This is a genomic window from Leclercia adecarboxylata (assembly GCF_035787115.1).
In the GTDB taxonomy this organism is placed as follows: Bacteria; Pseudomonadota; Gammaproteobacteria; order Enterobacterales; family Enterobacteriaceae; genus Enterobacter; species Enterobacter adecarboxylatus_E.
Genome location: NZ_JALKTL010000001.1, coordinates 1,454,684 through 1,474,069, shown reverse-complemented (window position 1 = coordinate 1,474,069; position 19,386 = coordinate 1,454,684). Strand labels below are relative to the sequence as shown.

Sequence of the window (19,386 nt, the reverse complement as noted above, 5' to 3'; positions counted from 1 at the left end):
TTGTTTCACTTGCCTCGGAATTAGCGTCAATGACGGAAAACATTCATAAACATCGCATTCTCATCCTCGATTTCGGTTCTCAATATACTCAGCTGGTGGCACGTCGCGTACGTGAGCTGGGCGTGTACTGTGAACTGTGGGCGTGGGATGTCACGGAAGCACAGATTCGCGAATTCAACCCAAGCGGTATCATTCTCTCCGGCGGCCCGGAAAGCACCACCGAACACAACAGCCCGCGCGCGCCGCAGTACGTGTTCGAGGCCGGTGTGCCGGTGTTCGGCGTCTGCTACGGCATGCAGACCATGGCGATGCAGCTGGGTGGTCATGTCGAAGGTTCTAACGAGCGTGAATTTGGTTACGCGCAGGTTGAAGTACAGACCGACAGCGCCCTGATCCGCGGTATCGAAGACTCCCTGACCGCAGACGGCAAAGCGCTGCTGGACGTCTGGATGAGCCACGGCGACAAAGTGACCGCTATCCCGTCCGACTTTGTGACCGTTGCCAGCACCGAAAGCTGCCCGTTCGCGATCATGGCGAACGAAGAGAAGCGCTTCTACGGCGTGCAGTTCCACCCGGAAGTGACCCACACCCGTCAGGGCATGCGTATGCTGGAACGCTTTGTTCGCGATATCTGCCAGTGTGAAGCGCTGTGGACGCCAGCCAAAATCATCGACGACGCCGTTGAGCGCATCCGCCAGCAGGTGGGTGACGATAAAGTGATCCTCGGCCTGTCCGGCGGCGTTGACTCCTCCGTGACCGCGATGCTGCTGCACCGCGCCATCGGCAAAAACCTGACCTGCGTCTTTGTGGATAACGGTCTGCTGCGCCTCAACGAAGCACAGCAGGTTATGGATATGTTCGGCGACCACTTCGGCCTGAACATTGTTCACGTTGAAGGCGAGCAGCGCTTCCTGGAGGCGCTGGCAGGTGAAAACGATCCGGAAGCCAAACGTAAAATCATCGGCCGCGTGTTCGTTGAAGTGTTCGACGAAGAAGCGCTGAAGCTGGAAGACGTTAAGTGGCTGGCGCAGGGCACCATCTACCCTGACGTGATCGAATCCGCGGCATCCGCCACCGGTAAAGCGCACGTCATCAAATCTCACCACAACGTGGGCGGCCTGCCGAAAGAGATGAAGATGGGCCTGGTTGAGCCGTTGCGTGAGCTGTTCAAAGACGAAGTGCGTAAGATCGGCCTGGAGCTGGGTCTGCCGTATGACATGCTCTACCGTCACCCGTTCCCGGGTCCGGGTCTGGGCGTGCGCGTGCTGGGCGAAGTGAAGAAAGAGTACTGCGACCTGCTGCGTCGCGCGGACGCGATCTTCATCGAAGAACTGCACAAAGCCGACCTGTATAACAAAGTGAGCCAGGCGTTCACCGTGTTCCTGCCGGTTCGTTCTGTTGGCGTAATGGGCGATGGCCGTAAGTACGACTGGGTTGTCTCCCTGCGTGCCGTAGAGACCATCGACTTTATGACCGCGCACTGGGCGCACCTGCCGTATGACTTCCTGGGCCGTGTGTCTAACCGCATCATCAACGAAGTGAACGGCATCTCCCGCGTGGTGTACGACATCAGCGGTAAGCCACCGGCAACAATCGAGTGGGAATAATCCCCGCCCGTTAAGCGTTATCACATCAAGCCCGCATCCTGCGGGCTTTTTTTCGCCTGTCTCATTTCGCGGCTTGCTCAATCACCCGGGCAATCTCCAGTGGATGACTGACCATCGACACATGGCTTGCCATCACTTCACGGGTGTTGGCGTCTATTGCCTTCGCCATTGCACGCTCCAGCTCCGGATTGATCATCCGGTCATTTTTGCTGACCACATACCAGCTCGGCTTATCGTGCCAGGCCGCGTGCGTGACCTTTTCTGCAAAGGCATCCGCACGGAGCGGACCCTGGGTCGCCACCAGCGTATTTTGTTCGGCTGACGTAATGTCCGGGGCAAAATCCTGGCGTACCGATTTAGCGGACAAATAGAGAAAACCATCTGCGGTTTTGGCGATGCCCGCGCTGCCCGGTGGGGCGGGATAGCTATTTGCCAGATCTGCCGTCGACTGGCCCGAATCCGGGGCAAACGCCGCAACATACACCAGTGATTTAACCCGCGCCTCGTTACCCGCCTCGCTAATAACCGTGCCGCCCCAGGAGTGGCCTACCAGCACCACATCACCTTTAGCCCGGGCGATGGCGCGTCGGGTAGCGGCCACGTCGTCCTGGAGCGAGGTGAGCGGCAGCTGAACGGCAATGACCTCGGTATGCTGATGTTGCAGCTCGCCAATTACGCGGTTCCAGCTGCTGCCGTCGGCAAAAGCGCCGTGCACCAGCACCACGGTTTTATGCTTCGCCAGCGCCGTACCACTGGCGGCGGCCAGAAACAGGCCCGCCATCAGGGTGAGAGGAAAACGTTTTTTCATGTTCACACCTCAGCGATAAATATCGGCTGTGCCTGACAGGGTGTTGTTCCCTCCGGCTGAAGTAATGCGAAACGCGCTGGCACCGGCTTTATCGGCTTTGGCCTGCAGTTTCGCCTCCAGATCCGCGAGGGACGATGCGCCACTGCTGTCGGAAACGGTGCCAATTTTTTGCTGCCCCTGAGGACGATCAATTTCCTGGGAGGCGAAAGCGGAAGAGGTCATTGCAGCGGAGAAGGCCAGGACAGCAATCAGTAATGTTTTCATGGTTAACATCCTCAAAAATAAGTGAGTGCTTGCGTTCAGTGCATAACCGCGGCATGCGGCGGCACGGTAAATTCAATGGTTTTACGATCAACAGGTTTATGGGTTGGGTCGGCGAGAATAAGGGTCACCTTGTGATGCCCTGCGGGCAGTCCCACCAGAATGACCGGTTCGCCGCTGGCGTCGGCCCAGTGCCAGGGGTTGTCATCCACGATGACGTGGAGATGACCGATGCGCGGCGTCACTTTGAGCGCTTCGGGTCCGAACACGGGCTCAATGCGCATGTTCTCGGCGCGGTATTGAATAAAGACGGCGCCTTTACTCAGCGGGCCCGCCAGCGGCGGATCCACAATCAGTTTTGCCGGTGGCTGCGGGTGTTCGAGCGGTGCAACGGCAGCGGGGCCGTTAACATCTGCGGCACTGAGTCCGCTAAGCGGTGCAGCCCAGGTGCAGCCTGATGTCAGCGCGAACAGCGTAATCAGTAAATTTCGACCTATCATCGGGGGTCTCTCCTCATCGGGTAAGTTGTGGCGACAGCCTCATAAAACCATTTTTATGTATCGGATCTGTTTGCCGCCGGTGGCTTTTTTGTATGGCTGTGTAAGCAGGGCGGCAGGGATACAGTGCGATACATTCCGTGCAGGCGTGGGGGCATTTTCGCTGGCATGGTGTCTGCACAGGCACCCGGGTGGGTGCTAAAGCCAACAGGAGAATGTCCATCATGAATCACGAAAAAGTTGCTTTGGTTTTCGGCGGCGCACGCGGTATCGGTGCGGCCATTGCGGCGCGGCTGGCGCGCGACGGTTACCGGGTTGCCATTACCTGGGTATCACGCCCGGATCGGGCGCAGGCGCTGGTATCAACCATTGCGCGTCAGGGCGGGGAGGCGATAGCTATTGAAGCCGACAGTGCCGATGCGTCGGCAATCCAGGCGGCAGTCGATACGACGCTGCGTCAGTACGGCAGGCTGGACGTCGCCGTGGTGAATGCGGGCGTGCTTCGTCTCGGCACCCTTGAGGATTACTCATTGGCAGATCTGGACGCCACGCTGTCCGTAAACGTGCGTGGCGTCTTCCTCGCCATTCAGGCGGCGGTTAAACCGATGGCCGAAGGGGGAAGGATAATCACCATCGGCAGTAATACCGCGGTGCGCACGGGCCATGCCGGCAGCAGCGTTTATGCCATGAGTAAAGCGGCTGTGGCATCAATGGTGCAAAACCTGGCGCTGGACCTCGCGCCACGGCGCATCACCATTAACAACATCCAGCCGGGGCCTGTTGCCACCGACATGACCGCCGGGATGAGGGAGCAGATTGTCGGTAGTATTCCCCTGCAGCGCATGGGCGAGCCGGACGAAATCGCCTCGCTGGCGGCCTGGCTTGCCGGGGCGTCATCCGGCTACATGACCGGTTCAAGCCTGACCATTGACGGCGGTTTTGTTCTTTAGTCACTCAGGGCAGGGATGCCCTGATTGCCACGCGCTGCCTGACCCTTCACCATAGCTATCGCCAGCCCGGTGATTGCCAGCGTTACGCCCCACGACAGCCACATCGCACCCACGACGCCCAGGGCCCGGTTCAGCCATGCGTAGGCCAGCGGAGAGGCTGCGGCCATCAGCTGGGCGGGGATCAGCAGCACGCCGGTGCGTCTGGCGTACTCTTCAGGGGCAAACAGCTGTAAGGGCAGGGTGGCTTTTACTATCGTCACCAGGCCGTTAATCGCCCCGTAACCCAGCACAAAACCGGCGGCTGACCAGAGGAAAAGCGTACTGCTTAGCCCCAGCAGAAAACAGGCCGGCATGGCCAGGGCGGTGAGTAGTGTCAGACGAAGCGGGGTGAGACCCGCCCCGGCAACCACCTCCAGAAACCGTGCGCCGGTCTGCCCTACGCCCCATAACATGCCGACGGCAACCGGCAGGCCGACGCTGGCGATAAATTCCGGCAGATGGGTGGAAGTGCCGTTAGAGACAAAGGTGATCAGCGCGATAAACGCGGCGTAGAGCCAGCCGTTTCGCCGATCGCCTGCCGCAGCAGGCGCGGCGGGTTTGTTAACGGTGAAGCCTGTTTTATTGGGTAGCTGCAAGGTTAACGCGGCGCTCAGCAGGCCGAACAGAACATAAATCAGTAGCGCTTCACGCCAGCTCATGGCTGTGAGCAGTGCCTCCCCCAGCGGCCAGAACACCACCGAGGCCAGCCCACCCGCCAGCGTAACGCGGGAGATCGTTCGCCGTGCCTGCTGGCCGTAGAGATTAACCAGTGCGGCAAACAGCGCGTCATACAGCGACAAACGCATGCCGATGCCGGTTAACACCCAGGCGCTGTACCAGGCGACGAGCGAATGCGCCTCAGCCATGACCAGACAACCGACGGCAAGCAGCAGGGATCCTGTCATCACCACGCGTTGCCCGCCTGCCCGCGACAGGAAGCGAGCAACAAACGGCGAGAGGGCGGCCATCACCAGCATGGCAAGCGTCAGACCTGAGAAAATTTGCGGTGATGACCAGCCGGTATCTGCCGAAATTGCCCGGCCAAAGGTGCCCGGCATATAAAAAGAGATCCCCCAGTTAATAAGCTGGTTACAGCCGGTTGTCAGTGGGATGGCGCGCGGTATGGCAGGGTTTTTCATTATCTTTCAATCCGTCAGAGAGTTATCCTGAGCATATCGGGTGCAGCAGGACTCTGGCAGGCCGGTGCGTTTATGGCGCCTATAAGAGAAACTTTGTGATGACAACGCTAAATCTGGGACAGCTGGCGACCTTTCGACTGGTGGTGCTGCGGGGCAGTTTTTCTGCCGCGGCAGATGTGCTTGGGCTTTCGCAGCCGGCCGTCAGTTTGCAGATCCGCCAGCTGGAACAGTTTCTGCAGGCGCGATTAATTGAGCGTACCGGGCGGGGTATCAAAGCCACAGCGGCCGGGCTGGCGTTACTGACCCACGGCGAGCGAATCGAGCAGGCGGTAAATGAGGCGATACGCTCGGTGGCGGCATTCAGCCATGAAGTGAGCGGAACCATTACTCTCGGAATGGGCGCGACGGCCTGCATCCACCTGCTGCCGCCCCTGTTGCAGCAGTTGCGCGAGGCTCATCCCCTGTTGCGGATTGGCGTCACCACCGGAAATACTCTTGAGATTGTTCGCGCCGTAGAGGAGAACCGTCTCGATCTGGGGCTGGTGACGCTGCCTGCTGCCGGTGCTGCGCTGGCGATCGCGCCCGTAATGGATGAAGAGTTTGTCTTTATCGCCGCCGAAGAGCAGCAGGGACAGTCTGACACGCTGAGCGCGGAAAAGTTACAGGACCAGCCTTTTATCGCGTTTAGCGCCGGAAGCAGCACGCGCCTGGTAATCGACGCCTGGTTCCAGGCAAGCGGTGTGGACGCGCAGCCGGTGATGCAGTCCGGCAGCATCGAAGCGATCAAGCGTATGGTTCGCGTCGGGTTGGGATACAGCATTATTCCCCGAATGGCGGTTGCTTGCGCAGAAGACAGGCAGGGGTTATGCGTGCGGTCGCTTACGCCGGTATTACAGCGTCAGCTGGCCATCGTTATGCGTCAGGATAAAATACTGAGCAAAGGGATTAGCGAAGTTATTCGATTATTACAAACTGCAGAATAATTAAATTAACCAATATAAACCAAAGCATTAATTAATTGTTGACGTAGAACGCCCGGCGTAATCGACGGAGAGGCTGGATTGCTGGGCCTGCTTTTTCTCCTGGTGGTGATACCAGGCACCTATAGAGGAATAGACAAAGCGGCTAAGGAAAAAGAAGAAGCTGATTAGCAGTATGATACGCGTCATCCGAGTGTTAAACCGATGTCGTCTTCGCATACGTGTGGCCTGACTCACTGTTGTTTTCCTGAAAATACCCTGCGGGCGGTACGCCATTAAGGCATACGGGCGGGCAGGGGTCAATTAATCGTTATGTAAAATTCCGTCAACAACTAACCCGCTTATTGTTATGTATAATAATTAGTTTATTTACGCCATTGATAATTAGCACAAAAGTATGGTTAAAAAATGTGAAACTTATTTATCGATATTAATATGTTTGATTTAAGTCAAATATCACTCGCCGTTGCTAACTAAAATCTTTATTCCTTTCGTGTAATCGTTATTTCGTCTGCACGGCAACAGCGTCAGGTTGGATGCCTGTCTGAACTACCCCTGGACGAGCGGGTTTACTATGGCATCTATGACTATTTTCGCTTTATACAAAAAATACAGAGATCGCTGGTGGGGGCTTCCACTCATCCTGCCGGTTATCCTTTTACCAGTCGCGCGTCACGCCACCACTTATACGCATGTGCAGGGTAACGTGGTGGTGCTGTATTACATGCCCCTGGCGCTATTGCTCTCGCTGATGCTGTTCTATGGCATGGCGGCAGTGCCTGGCATTATGGCGGCGCTCTTCCTGCGCTATTATCCCTCTATAGGCGGCTACGAAACAGCCGTCACGATGGCGAACTTCCTGATCCCGATAACGCTCAGCTGGGGCGGGTATAAGGTTTTTGCGCCGCGTCGAAACAAGATCTCCTATGGCGACGGGCGGCTGATGGCGCAACGGATGTTCTGGCAGATGTTCTGCCCGGCCAGCCTGTTCCTGCTGCTGTTTCAGTTTGCTGTCTATCTTGGCTTTTACCAGACTCGATTTGACCTGGTCGGTATCAACACCATCGGTATCCGCTCGCTAATCAACTATCAGGGGTTACTGGTTGGCTGCCTGACAGGGGTGCCGTTCTGCTACCTGGTTATCCGGACCCTGCGTCATCCCCGCTATCTGCGCAGTCTGATGTCGCAGATTGTGGCTCAGATTGACAGCAAAGTAACATTAACAGAGGGTATTATCTGGTCTCTGGTTGCCAGTGCATTGCTGACCCTGCTGCTGTGGCCGATCAACGAAAACAGCTCTATTTTCAGTACTAACTACACGCTGTCACTGCTGATGCCAGTAATGCTATGGGGATCGATGCGCTTCGGCTATAAGCTGATGTCCCTGATCTGGACCCCGATACTCATCCTCTCTATTCACTATTTTTACCGCTACATACCCTGGTCGCAGGGCTATGACATTCAACTCACCATTACCTCCTCCAGCTATCTGGTCTTTACCTTTGTGGTGGTTTACATGGCGGTGCTGGCGACGCGCCAGCGGGCTATTAACCTGCGTGCCAGACGGCTGGCGTTTCTCGATCCGGTGGTGCACATGCCCAATCTGCGGGCGCTCAACCGCGCGCTGGGGAAAGCGCCCTGGTCGGTACTCTGCTTCCTGCGTATCCCGGAGCTGGAGGTGCTGGGACGTAACTACGGTGTACTGCTGCGCATTCAGTACAAACAGAAACTGGCCGCATGGCTGAACGACTATCTACAGTCGGACGAGTGCGTTTATCAGCTCTCGGGTCACGATCTGGTGTTGCGTTTAAATACCGAATCACATCATTCCCGTATTGACGAGCTGGATCTGCACATCAAACGCTTTCGCTTCATCTGGGACGGGATGCCGCTCCAGCCGCCAGTGGGTGTCAGCTACTGCTACGTGCGCTCACCGGTGGTGCATCTCTATCTGCTGTTGGGCGAGCTGAGTACGATTGCGGATCTCTCTCTGGCGACCAATCATCCGGAAAACCTGCAGCAGCGCGGCGCCATCAATCTGCAACGCGGCCTGAAAGATAAAGTCGCGATGATGAATCGCCTGCAGCGGGCGCTGGAAAAAGACGAATTTACCCTGCTGGCGCAGCCCGTACAGGGCATCCGCGGCGACAACTATCACGAGATACTGCTCCGTCTGCAAAATGGCGACACCGAGCTGATTGCGCCCGATATCTTTCTGCCCGTCGCTCAGGAGTTTGGCCTCTCATCGCGTATTGATTTACTGGTGCTGGAGAAAACGCTGCGGTTTATGGCGGATAATCGGGAGCAGCTACCGGGGCAACGATTTGCCATCAACCTCTCGCCAACGTCCGTCTGCCGGGCGCAGCTGCCGCTTGAGGTCAACCGGATGCTGCAAAAATATGCCATTGAAAGCTGGCAGCTCATCTTTGAGATCACCGAAAGCAGCAGTTTCGGCAATGCCGGGCTGGCCATGCAGACCGTGAATCAGCTGCAGCAGATGGGCTGTCGGATCGCCATTGATGATTTTGGTACCGGCTACGCCAGCTATGCCCGATTGAAAAACGTGGATGCCGATATCCTCAAGATTGACGGCAGTTTTATTCGTAACATCGTCAGTAACAGCCTGGATTACCAGATTGTCGCCTCGATTTGTCATCTGGCGCGGATGAAAAAAATGCTGGTCGTGGCGGAGTATGTCGAAAGCGAAGAGATCCGCCATGCCGCTGAGGCGCTGGGCATTGACTATTTTCAGGGCTATTTAATTGGCAAACCCGTGCCGCTGGAGAGTCTGCTTATGGTTGAGGCGCTCGGTATGAGCGCCTGACGGGCGGGTTATGCGGCGACGGTCGGCGAGCGTTCTTCTTCAATTTTGAGGCACCAGCCGGTGACGGCGTTCCAGTACTGCTGCTCTTTTTCCAGATCCAGCAACACCAGCGCGTTCTGGCTAAACCAGTCGTGCGGGAAGCTCAGTGTCCAGTGGTTGTCGTCCGTGGTGAGCGTCAGCGTTGGCGGCGTTGTGGTCGCCTGGCGCTGGTTATTCAGCAGCACGCCCAAACGTAAAAGCTGGATCAGCGGCATAAACTGTTTTTTCTTGAACAGCGTAAAGCGTGGCATATCGTCCAGCTTCACGGCTTTACGATGATAGCGAACCAGTGAGGCCATCATGGACTGCTGCTCCTGGCTGAAGCCAGGCAGGTCGCTGTTCTGCAGGATATAGGCCGAATGGCGGTGCATTCCGCTGTGGTTGATGTTGAGCCCTACTTCATGCAGCATCGCTGCCCATTTGAGCAGCGCTGCCAGCTGCGGATGAGCCAGTTTCGGGTTCTGGGTTTCCCACTGCTCATACATATGGGTCGTGGTTTCCAGTACGCGCTTTGCCTGTTCACGATCAATATTGTACTGATTGGCCAGGCTCTGGGCGGTACGGCTGCGAATATCCTGGTGACGGAAGCGGCCTTCCATCTCATACAACACTCCTTCGCGCAGCGCGCCGTCAGAGAGACGCAGTTCACGAATGGCCAGGGCATCGAAGACGCCGCACAGGATTGCCAGACCCGGAACAAACACCGCTTTGCGCTCTTCGGACAGGCCCGGCAGGCTCAGGGCATTAAAGCTCTTGTGCTTAATCACCTCTTCCATCAGCATGGTCAGACGCTCAGGGGTAATAAAGCCATCTTTCTCGCCCATCTCCACCAGCACTTCATGCGCCGCTTTGATCGTGCCCGAGGCGCCAAGCGCCACGTTCCAGCCCTGCAGACGGTACTGCCAGGCGAGGGACTCAAGTTTTTGTACGGCGGCCATCCGCGCGCGCTGGAAGTTTTCCCGGCTGATAACTCCGCCCGGGAAGTAAAGCTGGGCAAAACTGACGCAGCCCATTCGGCGACTTTCGACCAGGTGCGGTTCAAAATTTTCGCCGATCACCAGCTCCGTAGAGCCGCCGCCGATATCAATCACCAGCTTGCGGCCTTTTTCGGGTTGCGTATGTTCGACCCCCATAAAAATCAGACGGGCTTCTTCGTTACCCGAAATGATCTCGATAGGGTAGGGGATCACCTTTTCCGCGCGCTTTAAAAATTCCGTCGCGTTTGATGCCTGGCGCAGGGTATGGGTGCCGACAATGCAGACGCTCGACGGCGTGAAACCCTGCAAACGTTCGGCAAACAGCGACAGGCAGTTGAGTCCGCGCTCCATCGCCTCTTCGCTGAGCATATTGTCCGCACCCAGGCCGTCAGCCAGGTGCACGCGCTGCTTCAGACGACCGATGATCTGCATTGCGCCATCCACCTCACGGGCGATGACCATGTGGAAGCTGTTAGAGCCAAGGTCGACCGCAGCAAACTCCTGCGGTCGTGGGGTCTTGTCGTTTATCGGCATAGGTTAATCGGGTTGCTCGAGTGATTTGATATAGTCGTAAATCGCCAGCTGTGCCCGCACTTTACGGCGATTGCCGCGCGGCACATAGCGGTTACTCAGTTCTTTATCGACATAACGTGCTTTTACAGTATCGCTTAACAATAAGTCAATGATATCAAGAATTTGTTGCTTCAGTCGCGGATCGAGCAGCGGTGCTGCCACTTCTATCCGGTAATCGATGTTACGCGTCATCCAGTCGGCAGAAGAGAGGTAGACGCGTTTATCGCCACCGTTCTCAAAAATATAGATGCGATCGTGTTCAAGGTAGCGGTCAACGATGCTAATGACGCGAATATTTTCACTGATCCCTTCAAGATCGGGGATCAACGAGCACATGCCGCGGATCAACAGATTGACTATCACGCCTGAACTGGAGGCGGCATACAGGCGATCCACCAGTCCTTTATCGACCAGGTTGTTTAGCTTCAGCGTAATGCCAGCCGGCAGACCATTTTGCGCATTAGCGATCTCTTTGTCGATCATGTCATACAGCAGACGACGGGAGTTCTGCGGGGAGACCAGCAGATAGTCGAAGCTGACCGGGCGATACGGGTTTTCAATGAAGTTAAATACCCGACGCACCTCATTGGTGATCCGCGCATCGGCGGTCAGCAGCGAATAGTCGGTGTAAATGCGCGCGGTTTTTTCATTGAAGTTACCGGTGCCGATGTGGGCATAACGCACCACCTCATCGCCCTCCTTACGGGAGATAAGGAACAGCTTGGCGTGGATTTTCAGCCCCGGCGCCGAGAAGATCACGTGTACGCCCGCTTCTGTCAGGCGGCGGGCCCAGTGGATGTTAGCCTCTTCATCGAAACGCGCCTGCAGCTCCACGACCACGGTCACTTTCTTGCCGTTGTGGGCGGCATGGATCATCGCATCGATGATGCGAGAATCTTTTGCCACGCGGTAGATGTTGATTTTAATCGCCAGCACGTTGGGATCGAACGATGCCTGACGCATCAGTTCCAGCACGTGCTCAAAGGTATGGTACGGATAGTAAAGCAGGACGTCGCGCTCGCGTATGGCGTCGAAGCCGTTGCGGAACTTATCGAACCAGATATGGCGCAGGCGCGGCAGCGGTTTGTTCACCAGGTTGGCTTTGCCGACGTTCGGGAAGCCGATAAAGTCCTTGAAGTTGTGATAGCGACCGCCCGGCACGATGGAATCATAGCGGGAGATGGTCAGCTTCTCGCGCAGCATTTCGACCATGGCATCTGGCATATCGCGCTGGTAGACAAAGCGTACGGGCTCCGCCGTCAGACGCTGCTTGAGGCTGGATGACATAAGCTCCATCAGGCTGGCCTCCATCTCATGCACCAGATCGTACTCGGCGTCGCGGGTCATCTTCATGGAATAAGCGTTCAGCGCATCGTAGTCGAAGAAGCCTTTGAAGATGTCGTCCAGGCAGTAGCGCAGAATGTTATCCAGCAGGATCATCGGCTTGCGGCGCCGCGGCGTTTCCGGCGGCAGATTGACGAAGCGCGGTACTTTGTCCGACGGGATCTCCAGCAGCGCATAGTGGATGCTGTCGCCGCGGATAATCTCTACCGCCAGATAGGTGTAGTCATCTTTCAGGAACTGCACCAGATCGGTTTCGCGGTTAATCAGGATCGGGGTGATGTGCTGGCGAAGATACTGTTTGAAATAGTGCCGCAGCCAGCTCTGCTGGTTGACCGAGAGCTGGCGCTCGTTGATCAGGAAGATTTGATTGCGTGCCATCTCCAGCAGCAATTCGTTATACAGGCTGTCAAACTCCTGATCGGCTTTCAGCACGCGGGACTGGATCTTGCCAAGCAGATGGCGCGAGTTCGAATTTAAACCCTGCTCTTCACTAATGATGATCCGCCGTTTCAGTTCAGCGAAGCGAACTTTATAGAACTCGTCCAGGTTATTGGAGTAAATCCCCAGAAAACGCATGCGCTCAATCAGCGGGTTACTTTTATCCGCCGCTTCCTGAAGCACGCGCTCGTTGAATGCTAACCAGCTTAACTCTTTTTCGATGTATAACTTTTCCTGACCCATTACTACTCACACTCCAGTTCAATCACAGGACGTGGTAAATCCGTCTCGCTCTTATTATGGCGAGCATTTCCACTATATGTCCAACTGTGCCAGAAAAGTATGACAGTTAAATTTTTTTTTGAGGGATTTTAAGAAGTTGCTATGGTGCAGGCTTGTTGCCCGGCCGCGCTTAGCTTGCACGGGCCTACGGAGTAAGGCAATTTTGTAGGCCGGGATCGCCGCGCGTCACCCGGCAAAAAACTACTCTTCCGCTGCATGTCCTTGCGGGGGTAACGGCGCGCCATCCAGCCAGGCGGCGCCATCGCGCATCTCAAGACGACCGTCAACGAACCAGCTGACCACCAGCGGGTAGATGGCGTGCTCCTGAGTCTGCACCCGGGCGGTGACATCCTCTTCGCTGTCGCCTGCAAATACCGGCACTTTCGCCTGCAGAATGACCGGGCCGCCATCCAGTTCGTCGGTGACGAAATGGACCGAGGTGCCGTGCTCTTCGTCGCCGTTATCCAGCACCTGACGATGGGTGTTCAGGCCGGGATACTTTGGCAACAGGGAGGGGTGAATATTCAACAGACGTCCGGCATAGTGCGCGACAAACGCCGGGCTGAGGATACGCATATACCCTGCAAGCACCACCACGTCGGGGGCATAGGCGTCGATCTCCTGTACCAGCTCGCGGTCAAAAGCCTCGCGGCTGGCAAACTGGGAAGCGCTGAGCGCATGCGCGGCAATGCCCGCTTCGCGGGCACGCTCAAGGCCGTACGCGTCGGCCTTGTTACTGAATACTGCGCGGAGGGTGCCATTAATTTTCTTCTGTTTGCAGGCATCAATGATAGCCTGCAAATTACTTCCGTTACCGGAAATGAGCACCACTATATTTTTCATTCAATGACCACACGCTGTTCGGAATCAGAAGCCTTGATGATACCGATTTTCCACGCGTTTTCACCTTTCGCCTGCAGCAGCGCCAGGGCTTTGTCCACTTCGCTTGCCGGCAGGGCGATAATCATCCCCACGCCGCAGTTGAAGGTGCGATACATTTCATGATCGCTGACGTTACCGGCATCCTGCAGCCAGTTAAATACCGCAGGCCACTGCCAGGAAGATTCGTCGATCACCGCCTGGGTGTTGTCCGGCAGCACGCGCGGAATGTTTTCCCAGAAGCCGCCACCGGTCAGGTGGGCGATAGCGTGAACGTCTACTTTCTCAATCAGCTCAAGCACCGATTTCACGTAAATACGGGTGGGTTCGAGCAGGTGATCGGCCAGCGGCTTGCCTTCCAGCTCGGTGGTAAGAGGGTCGCAGCCGCTCACTTCAACGATTTTGCGTACCAGGGAGTAGCCGTTAGAGTGAGGGCCGCTTGAGGCCAGCGCGATCAGCACGTCGCCATCGGTCACTTTGCTGCCGTCAACGATCTCAGATTTTTCGACAACGCCCACGCAGAAGCCGGCAACATCGTAATCTTCGCCGTGGTACATGCCCGGCATTTCAGCGGTTTCGCCGCCAACCAACGCACAGCCAGACTGCAGACAGCCTTCGGCGATACCGCTGATCACGCTGGCTGCGGTATCAACGTCCAGTTTGCCGGTCGCGTAATAGTCGAGGAAGAACAGCGGCTCAGCGCCCTGAACCACCAGGTCATTCACGCACATCGCGACCAGGTCCACACCGATAGTGTCGTGGCGTTTCAGATCCATCGCCAGACGCAGCTTGGTGCCCACGCCGTCGGTGCCGGAGACCAGAACCGGTTCACGGTATTTTTGCGGCAGCGCGCACAGTGCGCCGAATCCTCCCAGACCTCCCATCACTTCCGGGCGGCGGGTCTTTTTCACCACACCTTTGATACGGTCAACCAGCGCATTACCTGCGTCAATATCAACACCGGCATCTTTGTAGCTGAGAGAAGTTTTGTTGGTCACGGCTCAAGTCCCCACGCGATTGCATTGCGATAGTAAGAAAAATCGGCGCAATTCTAACAGTCCAGGCAAACGTTTGCGAGCCCATTCTGCAACAGATAATCGCGCCCCTGAAAATCCAGCCAAAATCGCACCTTAACGCACAAACCTGATCCCGTTCACGAAAATGAAACCGGGTACATTCTTATTCTTGCAACCCTGTCGTTGAATGCACATCATTTCACTGAAACCGGTTTCTGTGCTCTTTTTTGCCGATAATTAACGCTAAATGAGGGATATCGTATGTCAGGATTCAAAGAGGGTTTTCTGTGGGGCGGCGCGGTGGCGGCGCATCAACTTGAAGGCGGCTGGCAGGAGGGCGGGAAGGGCGCGAGCGTTGCGGACGTGATGACCGCTGGCGCACACGGCGTCCCCCGTGAAATTACCGACGGCGTGCTGCCAGGCAAAAACTACCCCAACCATGAAGCCATCGACTTTTATCATCGTTATAAAGACGATATCCAGCTTTTCGCCGAAATGGGCTTTAAATGCTTCCGCACCTCCATTGCCTGGACGCGTATTTTCCCGAAAGGCGATGAGCAGCAGCCTAATGAGGCGGGCTTACAGTTTTATGACGATCTGTTTGATGAGTGCCTGAAGCACGGCATTGAGCCGGTGATCACGCTCTCGCACTTCGAAATGCCTTATCACCTGGTGAGAGAGTACGGCGGCTGGCGTAACCGCAAGCTGATCGACTTCTTTGTGCGCTTTGCCCGCGTGGTGTTCGAACGCTACCAGCACAAAGTGAAGTACTGGATGACCTTCAACGAGATTAACAACCAGGCTAACTTCCACGAAGATTTCGCCCCATTTACCAACTCCGGACTGAAATACCAGCCGGGTGAAAATCGCGAGCCGGTGATGTTCCAGGCGGCGCACTACGAGCTGGTGGCGAGCGCCCTGGCGGTAAAAGCCGGGCGCGAGATCAACCCGTCTTTGCACATTGGCTGCATGATCGCTATGTGTCCAATCTACCCGCTGACCTGCGCCCCGAACGATATGATGATGGCGATGAACGCCATGCACCGCCGCTACTGGTTCACCGACGTGCACGTGCGCGGCAGCTATCCGCAGCATCTGCTTAACTACTTTGCCCGTCGCGGTTTTGCGCTGGATATCACCGAAGAGGACAAAGCGGCGCTGAAAGCGGGCTGCGTGGACTACATCGGCTTCAGCTATTACATGTCGTTTGCCACCAAAGCGACGCAAGACAACCCGCAGCTGGATTACGACGAAAGTAAAAGCCTGGTCTCTAACCCGTATGTACAAAAATCGGACTGGGGCTGGCAGATTGACCCGGTGGGGCTGCGCTACTCTCTGAACTGGTTCTGGGATCATTACCAGCTGCCGCTGTTTATCGTTGAGAACGGATTTGGGGCCATCGATGTGCAGGAGAGCGACGGTACGGTCAACGACCAGTACCGCATTGACTATCTCAGCGCCCATATCCGTGAGATGAAAAAAGCGGTGGTGGAAGATGGCGTGGATCTGATGGGCTACACCCCGTGGGGCTGTATCGATCTGGTCTCTGCCGGAACCGGCGAAATGAAAAAACGCTATGGCTTTATCTATGTCGATAAAGACAATGAAGGCAACGGCACGCTGAATCGCAGCAAGAAAAAGTCGTTTGCCTGGTATCAGAAGGTCATCGCCAGCAACGGAGATAACCTTTAGTTGCCGGGTGGCGCTAACGCTTACCCGGCCTACACTACACGTAGGCCCGCGTAAGCGTAGCGCCACCGGGCAGATCCCGCACTCAAGCCGGAGCCCAGTCTCCGGCTTTTTTGTCTCTAAATCACTTTGCTTGATCAGCGTCAAGCAAGATGGGTATGGCGCTGTCTGAAAAAAGCGGTATAATCCGGCGATTTTTTTTGTGGCTGCCACCCGAAGGAGAAAGAGAATGAAGATTGTGGAAGTGAAACACCCACTCGTTAAACACAAGCTGGGCCTGATGCGTGAGCATGACATCAGCACTAAGCGCTTTCGTGAACTTGCCTCCGAAGTTGGCAGCTTACTGACCTACGAAGCAACCTCCGACCTTGAAACCGAAACGGTCACCATCGAAGGCTGGAACGGCCCGGTACAGGTTGAGCAGATCAAAGGCAAAAAAATTACCGTTGTGCCAATCCTGCGTGCCGGTCTGGGCATGATGGAAGGCGTGCTGGAACACGTTCCGAGCGCGCGCATCAGCGTGGTCGGCATCTACCGTGACGAAGAGACGCTGGAGCCGGTACCTTATTTCCAGAAGCTGGTGTCCAACATCGACGAGCGTATGGCGCTGGTTGTTGACCCAATGCTGGCGACCGGTGGTTCTATGATCGCCACCATCGACCTGCTGAAAAATGCGGGCTGCAGCAGCATCAAGGTGCTGGTGCTGGTTGCCGCGCCGGAAGGTATTGCCGCGCTGGAAAAAGCGCACCCGGACGTTGAGCTCTACACCGCCTCTGTCGATCAGGGTCTGAACGAGCACGGGTACATCATCCCGGGCCTCGGCGACGCCGGCGATAAGATTTTTGGTACTAAATAAGTAAATAACGAAAAAGAAGCCGACTTTGATAGTCGGCTTTTTTTTGAATAAAAAACCCAACCGCTTAAAACAAACAACACTTGAGGAAGATTCTATGACGCGCCGTGCTATCGGGGTGAGTGAAAGACCGCCACTTTTACAGACTATCCCGCTTAGTTTGCAGCACCTGTTTGCGATGTTTGGCGCAACCGTGCTGGTGCCCATTCTGTTCCACATTAACCCGGCCACCGTGCTGCTGTTTAATGGTATCGGGACGCTGCTGTATCTCTTTATCTGTAAAGGTAAAATCCCGGCCTACCTGGGCTCCAGCTTTGCCTTTATCTCGCCGGTCCTGCTGCTGTTGCCGTTAGGTTACGAAGTGGCGCTGGGCGGTTTTATTATGTGCGGCGTGCTGTTCTGCCTGGTCTCTTTCATTGTCAAAAAAGCGGGTACCGGCTGGCTGGATGTGATGTTCCCGCCTGCGGCAATGGGCGCAATCGTTGCCGTCATCGGGCTTGAGTTAGCCGGTGTCGCGGCGAACATGGCGGGCCTGCTGCCGGCCGATGGCCAGGCCCCGGATACCAAAACCATTATCATCTCGCTGGTGACCCTGGGGGTGACGGTCTTTGGCTCGGTGCTGTTCCGCGGGTTTATGGCGATTATCCCGATCCTGATCGGGGTACTGGCGGGCTATGCGCTTTCCTTCGCGATGGGCGTTGTGGATACCACCCCTATCGCGCAGGCGCACTGGTTTGCTCTGCCAACCTTCTATACCCCGCGTTTTGAGTGGTTCGCAATCTTCACCATTCTGCCCGCGGCGCTGGTGGTGATTGCCGAGCACGTCGGTCACCTGGTGGTCACGGCGAACATCGTTAAGCGCGATCTGATCCGCGATCCAGGCCTGCACCGCTCAATGTTTGCCAACGGTTTTTCGACCATCATCTCCGGTTTCTTTGGCTCGACGCCAAATACCACCTACGGTGAGAACATTGGCGTGATGGCTATCACCCGCGTCTACAGTACCTGGGTTATCGGCGGCGCGGCGATTATCGCTATTCTGCTCTCCTGCGTCGGTAAGCTGGCGGCGGCTATCCAGATCATCCCGGTACCGGTGATGGGCGGTGTCTCTCTGCTGCTGTATGGGGTAATCGGTGCATCCGGTATCCGCGTGCTGATCGAATCAAAAGTCGATTACAGCAAAGCGCAGAACCTGATTCTGACCTCGGTGATCCTGATTATTGGCGTCAGCGGCGCCAAGGTTCACATTGGTGCTGCGGAGCTGAAAGGCATGGCACTGGCGACCATCGTCGGTATTGGCCTGAGCCTGATCTTTAAGCTGATCTCTGTTCTGCGCCCGGAAGAAGTGGTGCTGGACGCCGAAGATAGCGAAAAAATCTCTCATTGATCGTCCAACCGGGCGGTCGATCCGCCCGGTTCTCTCCCCGCTTGTTCCGTGTTAAACTCTGGGCCGATTCTGAGTAAGACCTGGTTGAGGTATTTCTGAACGCACCGGCACAGCTCTCTTTGCCACTTTATCTTCCCGACGATGAAACTTTCGCGAGTTTCTGGCCGGGTGATAACCCCTCTTTACTGGCTGCACTGCAAAACGTGTTGCGCCAGGATCACAGCGGTTACATCTATATCTGGTCGCGCGAAGGCGCGGGGCGCAGCCATTTGCTGCACGCCGCCTGTGCTGAACTCTCCCAGCGTGGCGATGCGGTCGGCTATGTGCCGCTGGATAAACGCACCTGGTTTGTGCCGGAAGTGCTGGATGGGATGGAACAGCTGTCGCTGGTCTGCATTGACAATATTGAATGCGTGGCGGGCGATGAGCTGTGGGAAATGGCGATTTTTAATCTCTATAACCGCATACTGGAATCCGGCAAAACCCGACTGCTTATCACCGGCGATCGGCCGCCGCGTCAGCTGAACCTGGGGTTGGCCGATCTCGCCTCGCGCCTCGACTGGGGGCAAATCTACAAATTACAGCCGCTCTCCGACGAAGATAAACTGCAGGCTCTGCAATTGCGGGCGCGGTTACGGGGATTTGAACTGCCGGAAGACGTCGGGCGTTTTCTGTTAAAGCGTCTGGATCGCGAGATGCGTACGCTGTTTATGACTCTCGATCAGCTGGACAAGGCTTCTATTACGGCCCAGCGTAAGTTAACCATTCCCTTTGTGAAAGACATCCTTAATCTGTAGGCCCGGC

General features: G+C 56.1%; 17 protein-coding genes. 8 read left to right on the top strand and 9 right to left on the bottom strand.

Annotation, left to right across the window (positions count from 1 at the left end; all coding sequences use genetic code 11):
* Positions 1-29: 29 nt before the first annotated feature.
* The gene (gene guaA / locus MXM41_RS06965; RefSeq protein WP_325930706.1) at positions 30-1,607 is read left to right on the top strand and encodes a glutamine-hydrolyzing GMP synthase; all 1,578 of its coding nucleotides are present in this window, start codon (positions 30-32) and stop codon (positions 1,605-1,607) included.
* A 61-nt stretch (positions 1,608-1,668) separates the two neighbouring features.
* On the opposite strand, the gene MXM41_RS06960 is transcribed toward guaA, so the two are convergent.
* Genes MXM41_RS06960 through MXM41_RS06950 form a run of 3 tightly spaced genes read right to left on the bottom strand, consistent with a single transcriptional unit; the run spans position 1,669 to position 3,176 of the window.
* Positions 1,669-2,415 (bottom strand): alpha/beta hydrolase, encoded by a 747-nt coding sequence (locus MXM41_RS06960; RefSeq protein WP_325930705.1) that lies wholly within the window; start codon positions 2,413-2,415, stop codon positions 1,669-1,671.
* Between the two features lie 9 nt (positions 2,416-2,424).
* Positions 2,425-2,679: a DUF1471 domain-containing protein gene (locus tag MXM41_RS06955; RefSeq protein WP_325930704.1), complete on the bottom strand. Its 255-nt coding sequence runs from the start codon at positions 2,677-2,679 to the stop codon at positions 2,425-2,427.
* A 35-nt stretch (positions 2,680-2,714) separates the two neighbouring features.
* On the bottom strand, positions 2,715-3,176 hold the full coding sequence (locus tag MXM41_RS06950; protein WP_325930703.1) for a DUF6130 family protein: 462 nt from the start codon (positions 3,174-3,176) through the stop codon (positions 2,715-2,717).
* 221 nt (positions 3,177-3,397) lie between these two features.
* Between MXM41_RS06950 and MXM41_RS06945 the strand changes: the two genes are divergently transcribed.
* Positions 3,398-4,123 (top strand): SDR family oxidoreductase, encoded by a 726-nt coding sequence (locus MXM41_RS06945; RefSeq protein WP_325930702.1) that lies wholly within the window; start codon positions 3,398-3,400, stop codon positions 4,121-4,123.
* Here the strand turns inward: MXM41_RS06945 and MXM41_RS06940 are convergent.
* A complete protein-coding gene (locus tag MXM41_RS06940; RefSeq protein WP_325930701.1) occupies positions 4,120-5,301 on the bottom strand; it encodes an MFS transporter in 1,182 nt (393 codons plus the stop codon). The genes MXM41_RS06945 and MXM41_RS06940 overlap by 4 nt on opposite strands.
* 98 nt (positions 5,302-5,399) lie before the next feature.
* On the opposite strand from MXM41_RS06940, the gene MXM41_RS06935 reads away from it, so the two are divergent.
* The gene (locus MXM41_RS06935; protein WP_325930700.1) at positions 5,400-6,284 is read left to right on the top strand and encodes a LysR family transcriptional regulator; all 885 of its coding nucleotides are present in this window, start codon (positions 5,400-5,402) and stop codon (positions 6,282-6,284) included.
* Between the two features lie 27 nt (positions 6,285-6,311).
* On the opposite strand, the gene MXM41_RS06930 is transcribed toward MXM41_RS06935, so the two are convergent.
* Positions 6,312-6,518, bottom strand: a complete 207-nt coding sequence (locus MXM41_RS06930; RefSeq protein ID WP_325930699.1) for a YfgG family protein — start codon at positions 6,516-6,518, stop codon at positions 6,312-6,314.
* A gap of 346 nt (positions 6,519-6,864) precedes the next feature.
* On the opposite strand from MXM41_RS06930, the gene MXM41_RS06925 reads away from it, so the two are divergent.
* Positions 6,865-9,105, top strand: a complete 2,241-nt coding sequence (locus tag MXM41_RS06925) for an EAL domain-containing protein (protein ID WP_325930875.1) — start codon at positions 6,865-6,867, stop codon at positions 9,103-9,105.
* Between the two features lie 8 nt (positions 9,106-9,113).
* Here the strand turns inward: MXM41_RS06925 and ppx are convergent, their stop codons facing one another.
* The 4 genes from ppx to purM form a co-directional block, all read right to left on the bottom strand.
* Positions 9,114-10,655: an exopolyphosphatase gene (gene ppx / locus MXM41_RS06920; protein ID WP_325930698.1), complete on the bottom strand. Its 1,542-nt coding sequence runs from the start codon at positions 10,653-10,655 to the stop codon at positions 9,114-9,116.
* 3 nt (positions 10,656-10,658) lie between these two features.
* A complete protein-coding gene (gene ppk1 / locus MXM41_RS06915) occupies positions 10,659-12,719 on the bottom strand; it encodes a polyphosphate kinase 1 (RefSeq protein ID WP_325930697.1) in 2,061 nt (686 codons plus the stop codon).
* A gap of 240 nt (positions 12,720-12,959) precedes the next feature.
* Positions 12,960-13,601: a phosphoribosylglycinamide formyltransferase gene (purN, locus tag MXM41_RS06910; protein WP_325930695.1), complete on the bottom strand. Its 642-nt coding sequence runs from the start codon at positions 13,599-13,601 to the stop codon at positions 12,960-12,962.
* Complete coding sequence (gene purM, locus MXM41_RS06905; RefSeq protein WP_325930694.1) at positions 13,598-14,635, bottom strand: phosphoribosylformylglycinamidine cyclo-ligase; 1,038 nt, start codon at positions 14,633-14,635, stop codon at positions 13,598-13,600. Before purM ends, purN begins: the two co-directional genes overlap by 4 nt.
* Positions 14,636-14,914: 279 nt before the next feature.
* On the opposite strand from purM, the gene MXM41_RS06900 reads away from it, so the two are divergent.
* From MXM41_RS06900 to MXM41_RS06885, 4 genes are all read left to right on the top strand, one after another.
* Positions 14,915-16,345, top strand: a complete 1,431-nt coding sequence (locus MXM41_RS06900) for a 6-phospho-beta-glucosidase (protein WP_325930693.1) — start codon at positions 14,915-14,917, stop codon at positions 16,343-16,345.
* Between the two features lie 226 nt (positions 16,346-16,571).
* Positions 16,572-17,198, top strand: a complete 627-nt coding sequence (upp, locus tag MXM41_RS06895; protein ID WP_106994631.1) for a uracil phosphoribosyltransferase — start codon at positions 16,572-16,574, stop codon at positions 17,196-17,198.
* Between the two features lie 94 nt (positions 17,199-17,292).
* The gene (gene uraA, locus MXM41_RS06890) at positions 17,293-18,582 is read left to right on the top strand and encodes a uracil permease (protein ID WP_325930688.1); all 1,290 of its coding nucleotides are present in this window, start codon (positions 17,293-17,295) and stop codon (positions 18,580-18,582) included.
* 95 nt (positions 18,583-18,677) lie between these two features.
* Complete coding sequence (locus MXM41_RS06885) at positions 18,678-19,379, top strand: DnaA inactivator Hda (protein WP_325930873.1); 702 nt, start codon at positions 18,678-18,680, stop codon at positions 19,377-19,379.
* Positions 19,380-19,386: the final 7 nt, after the last annotated feature.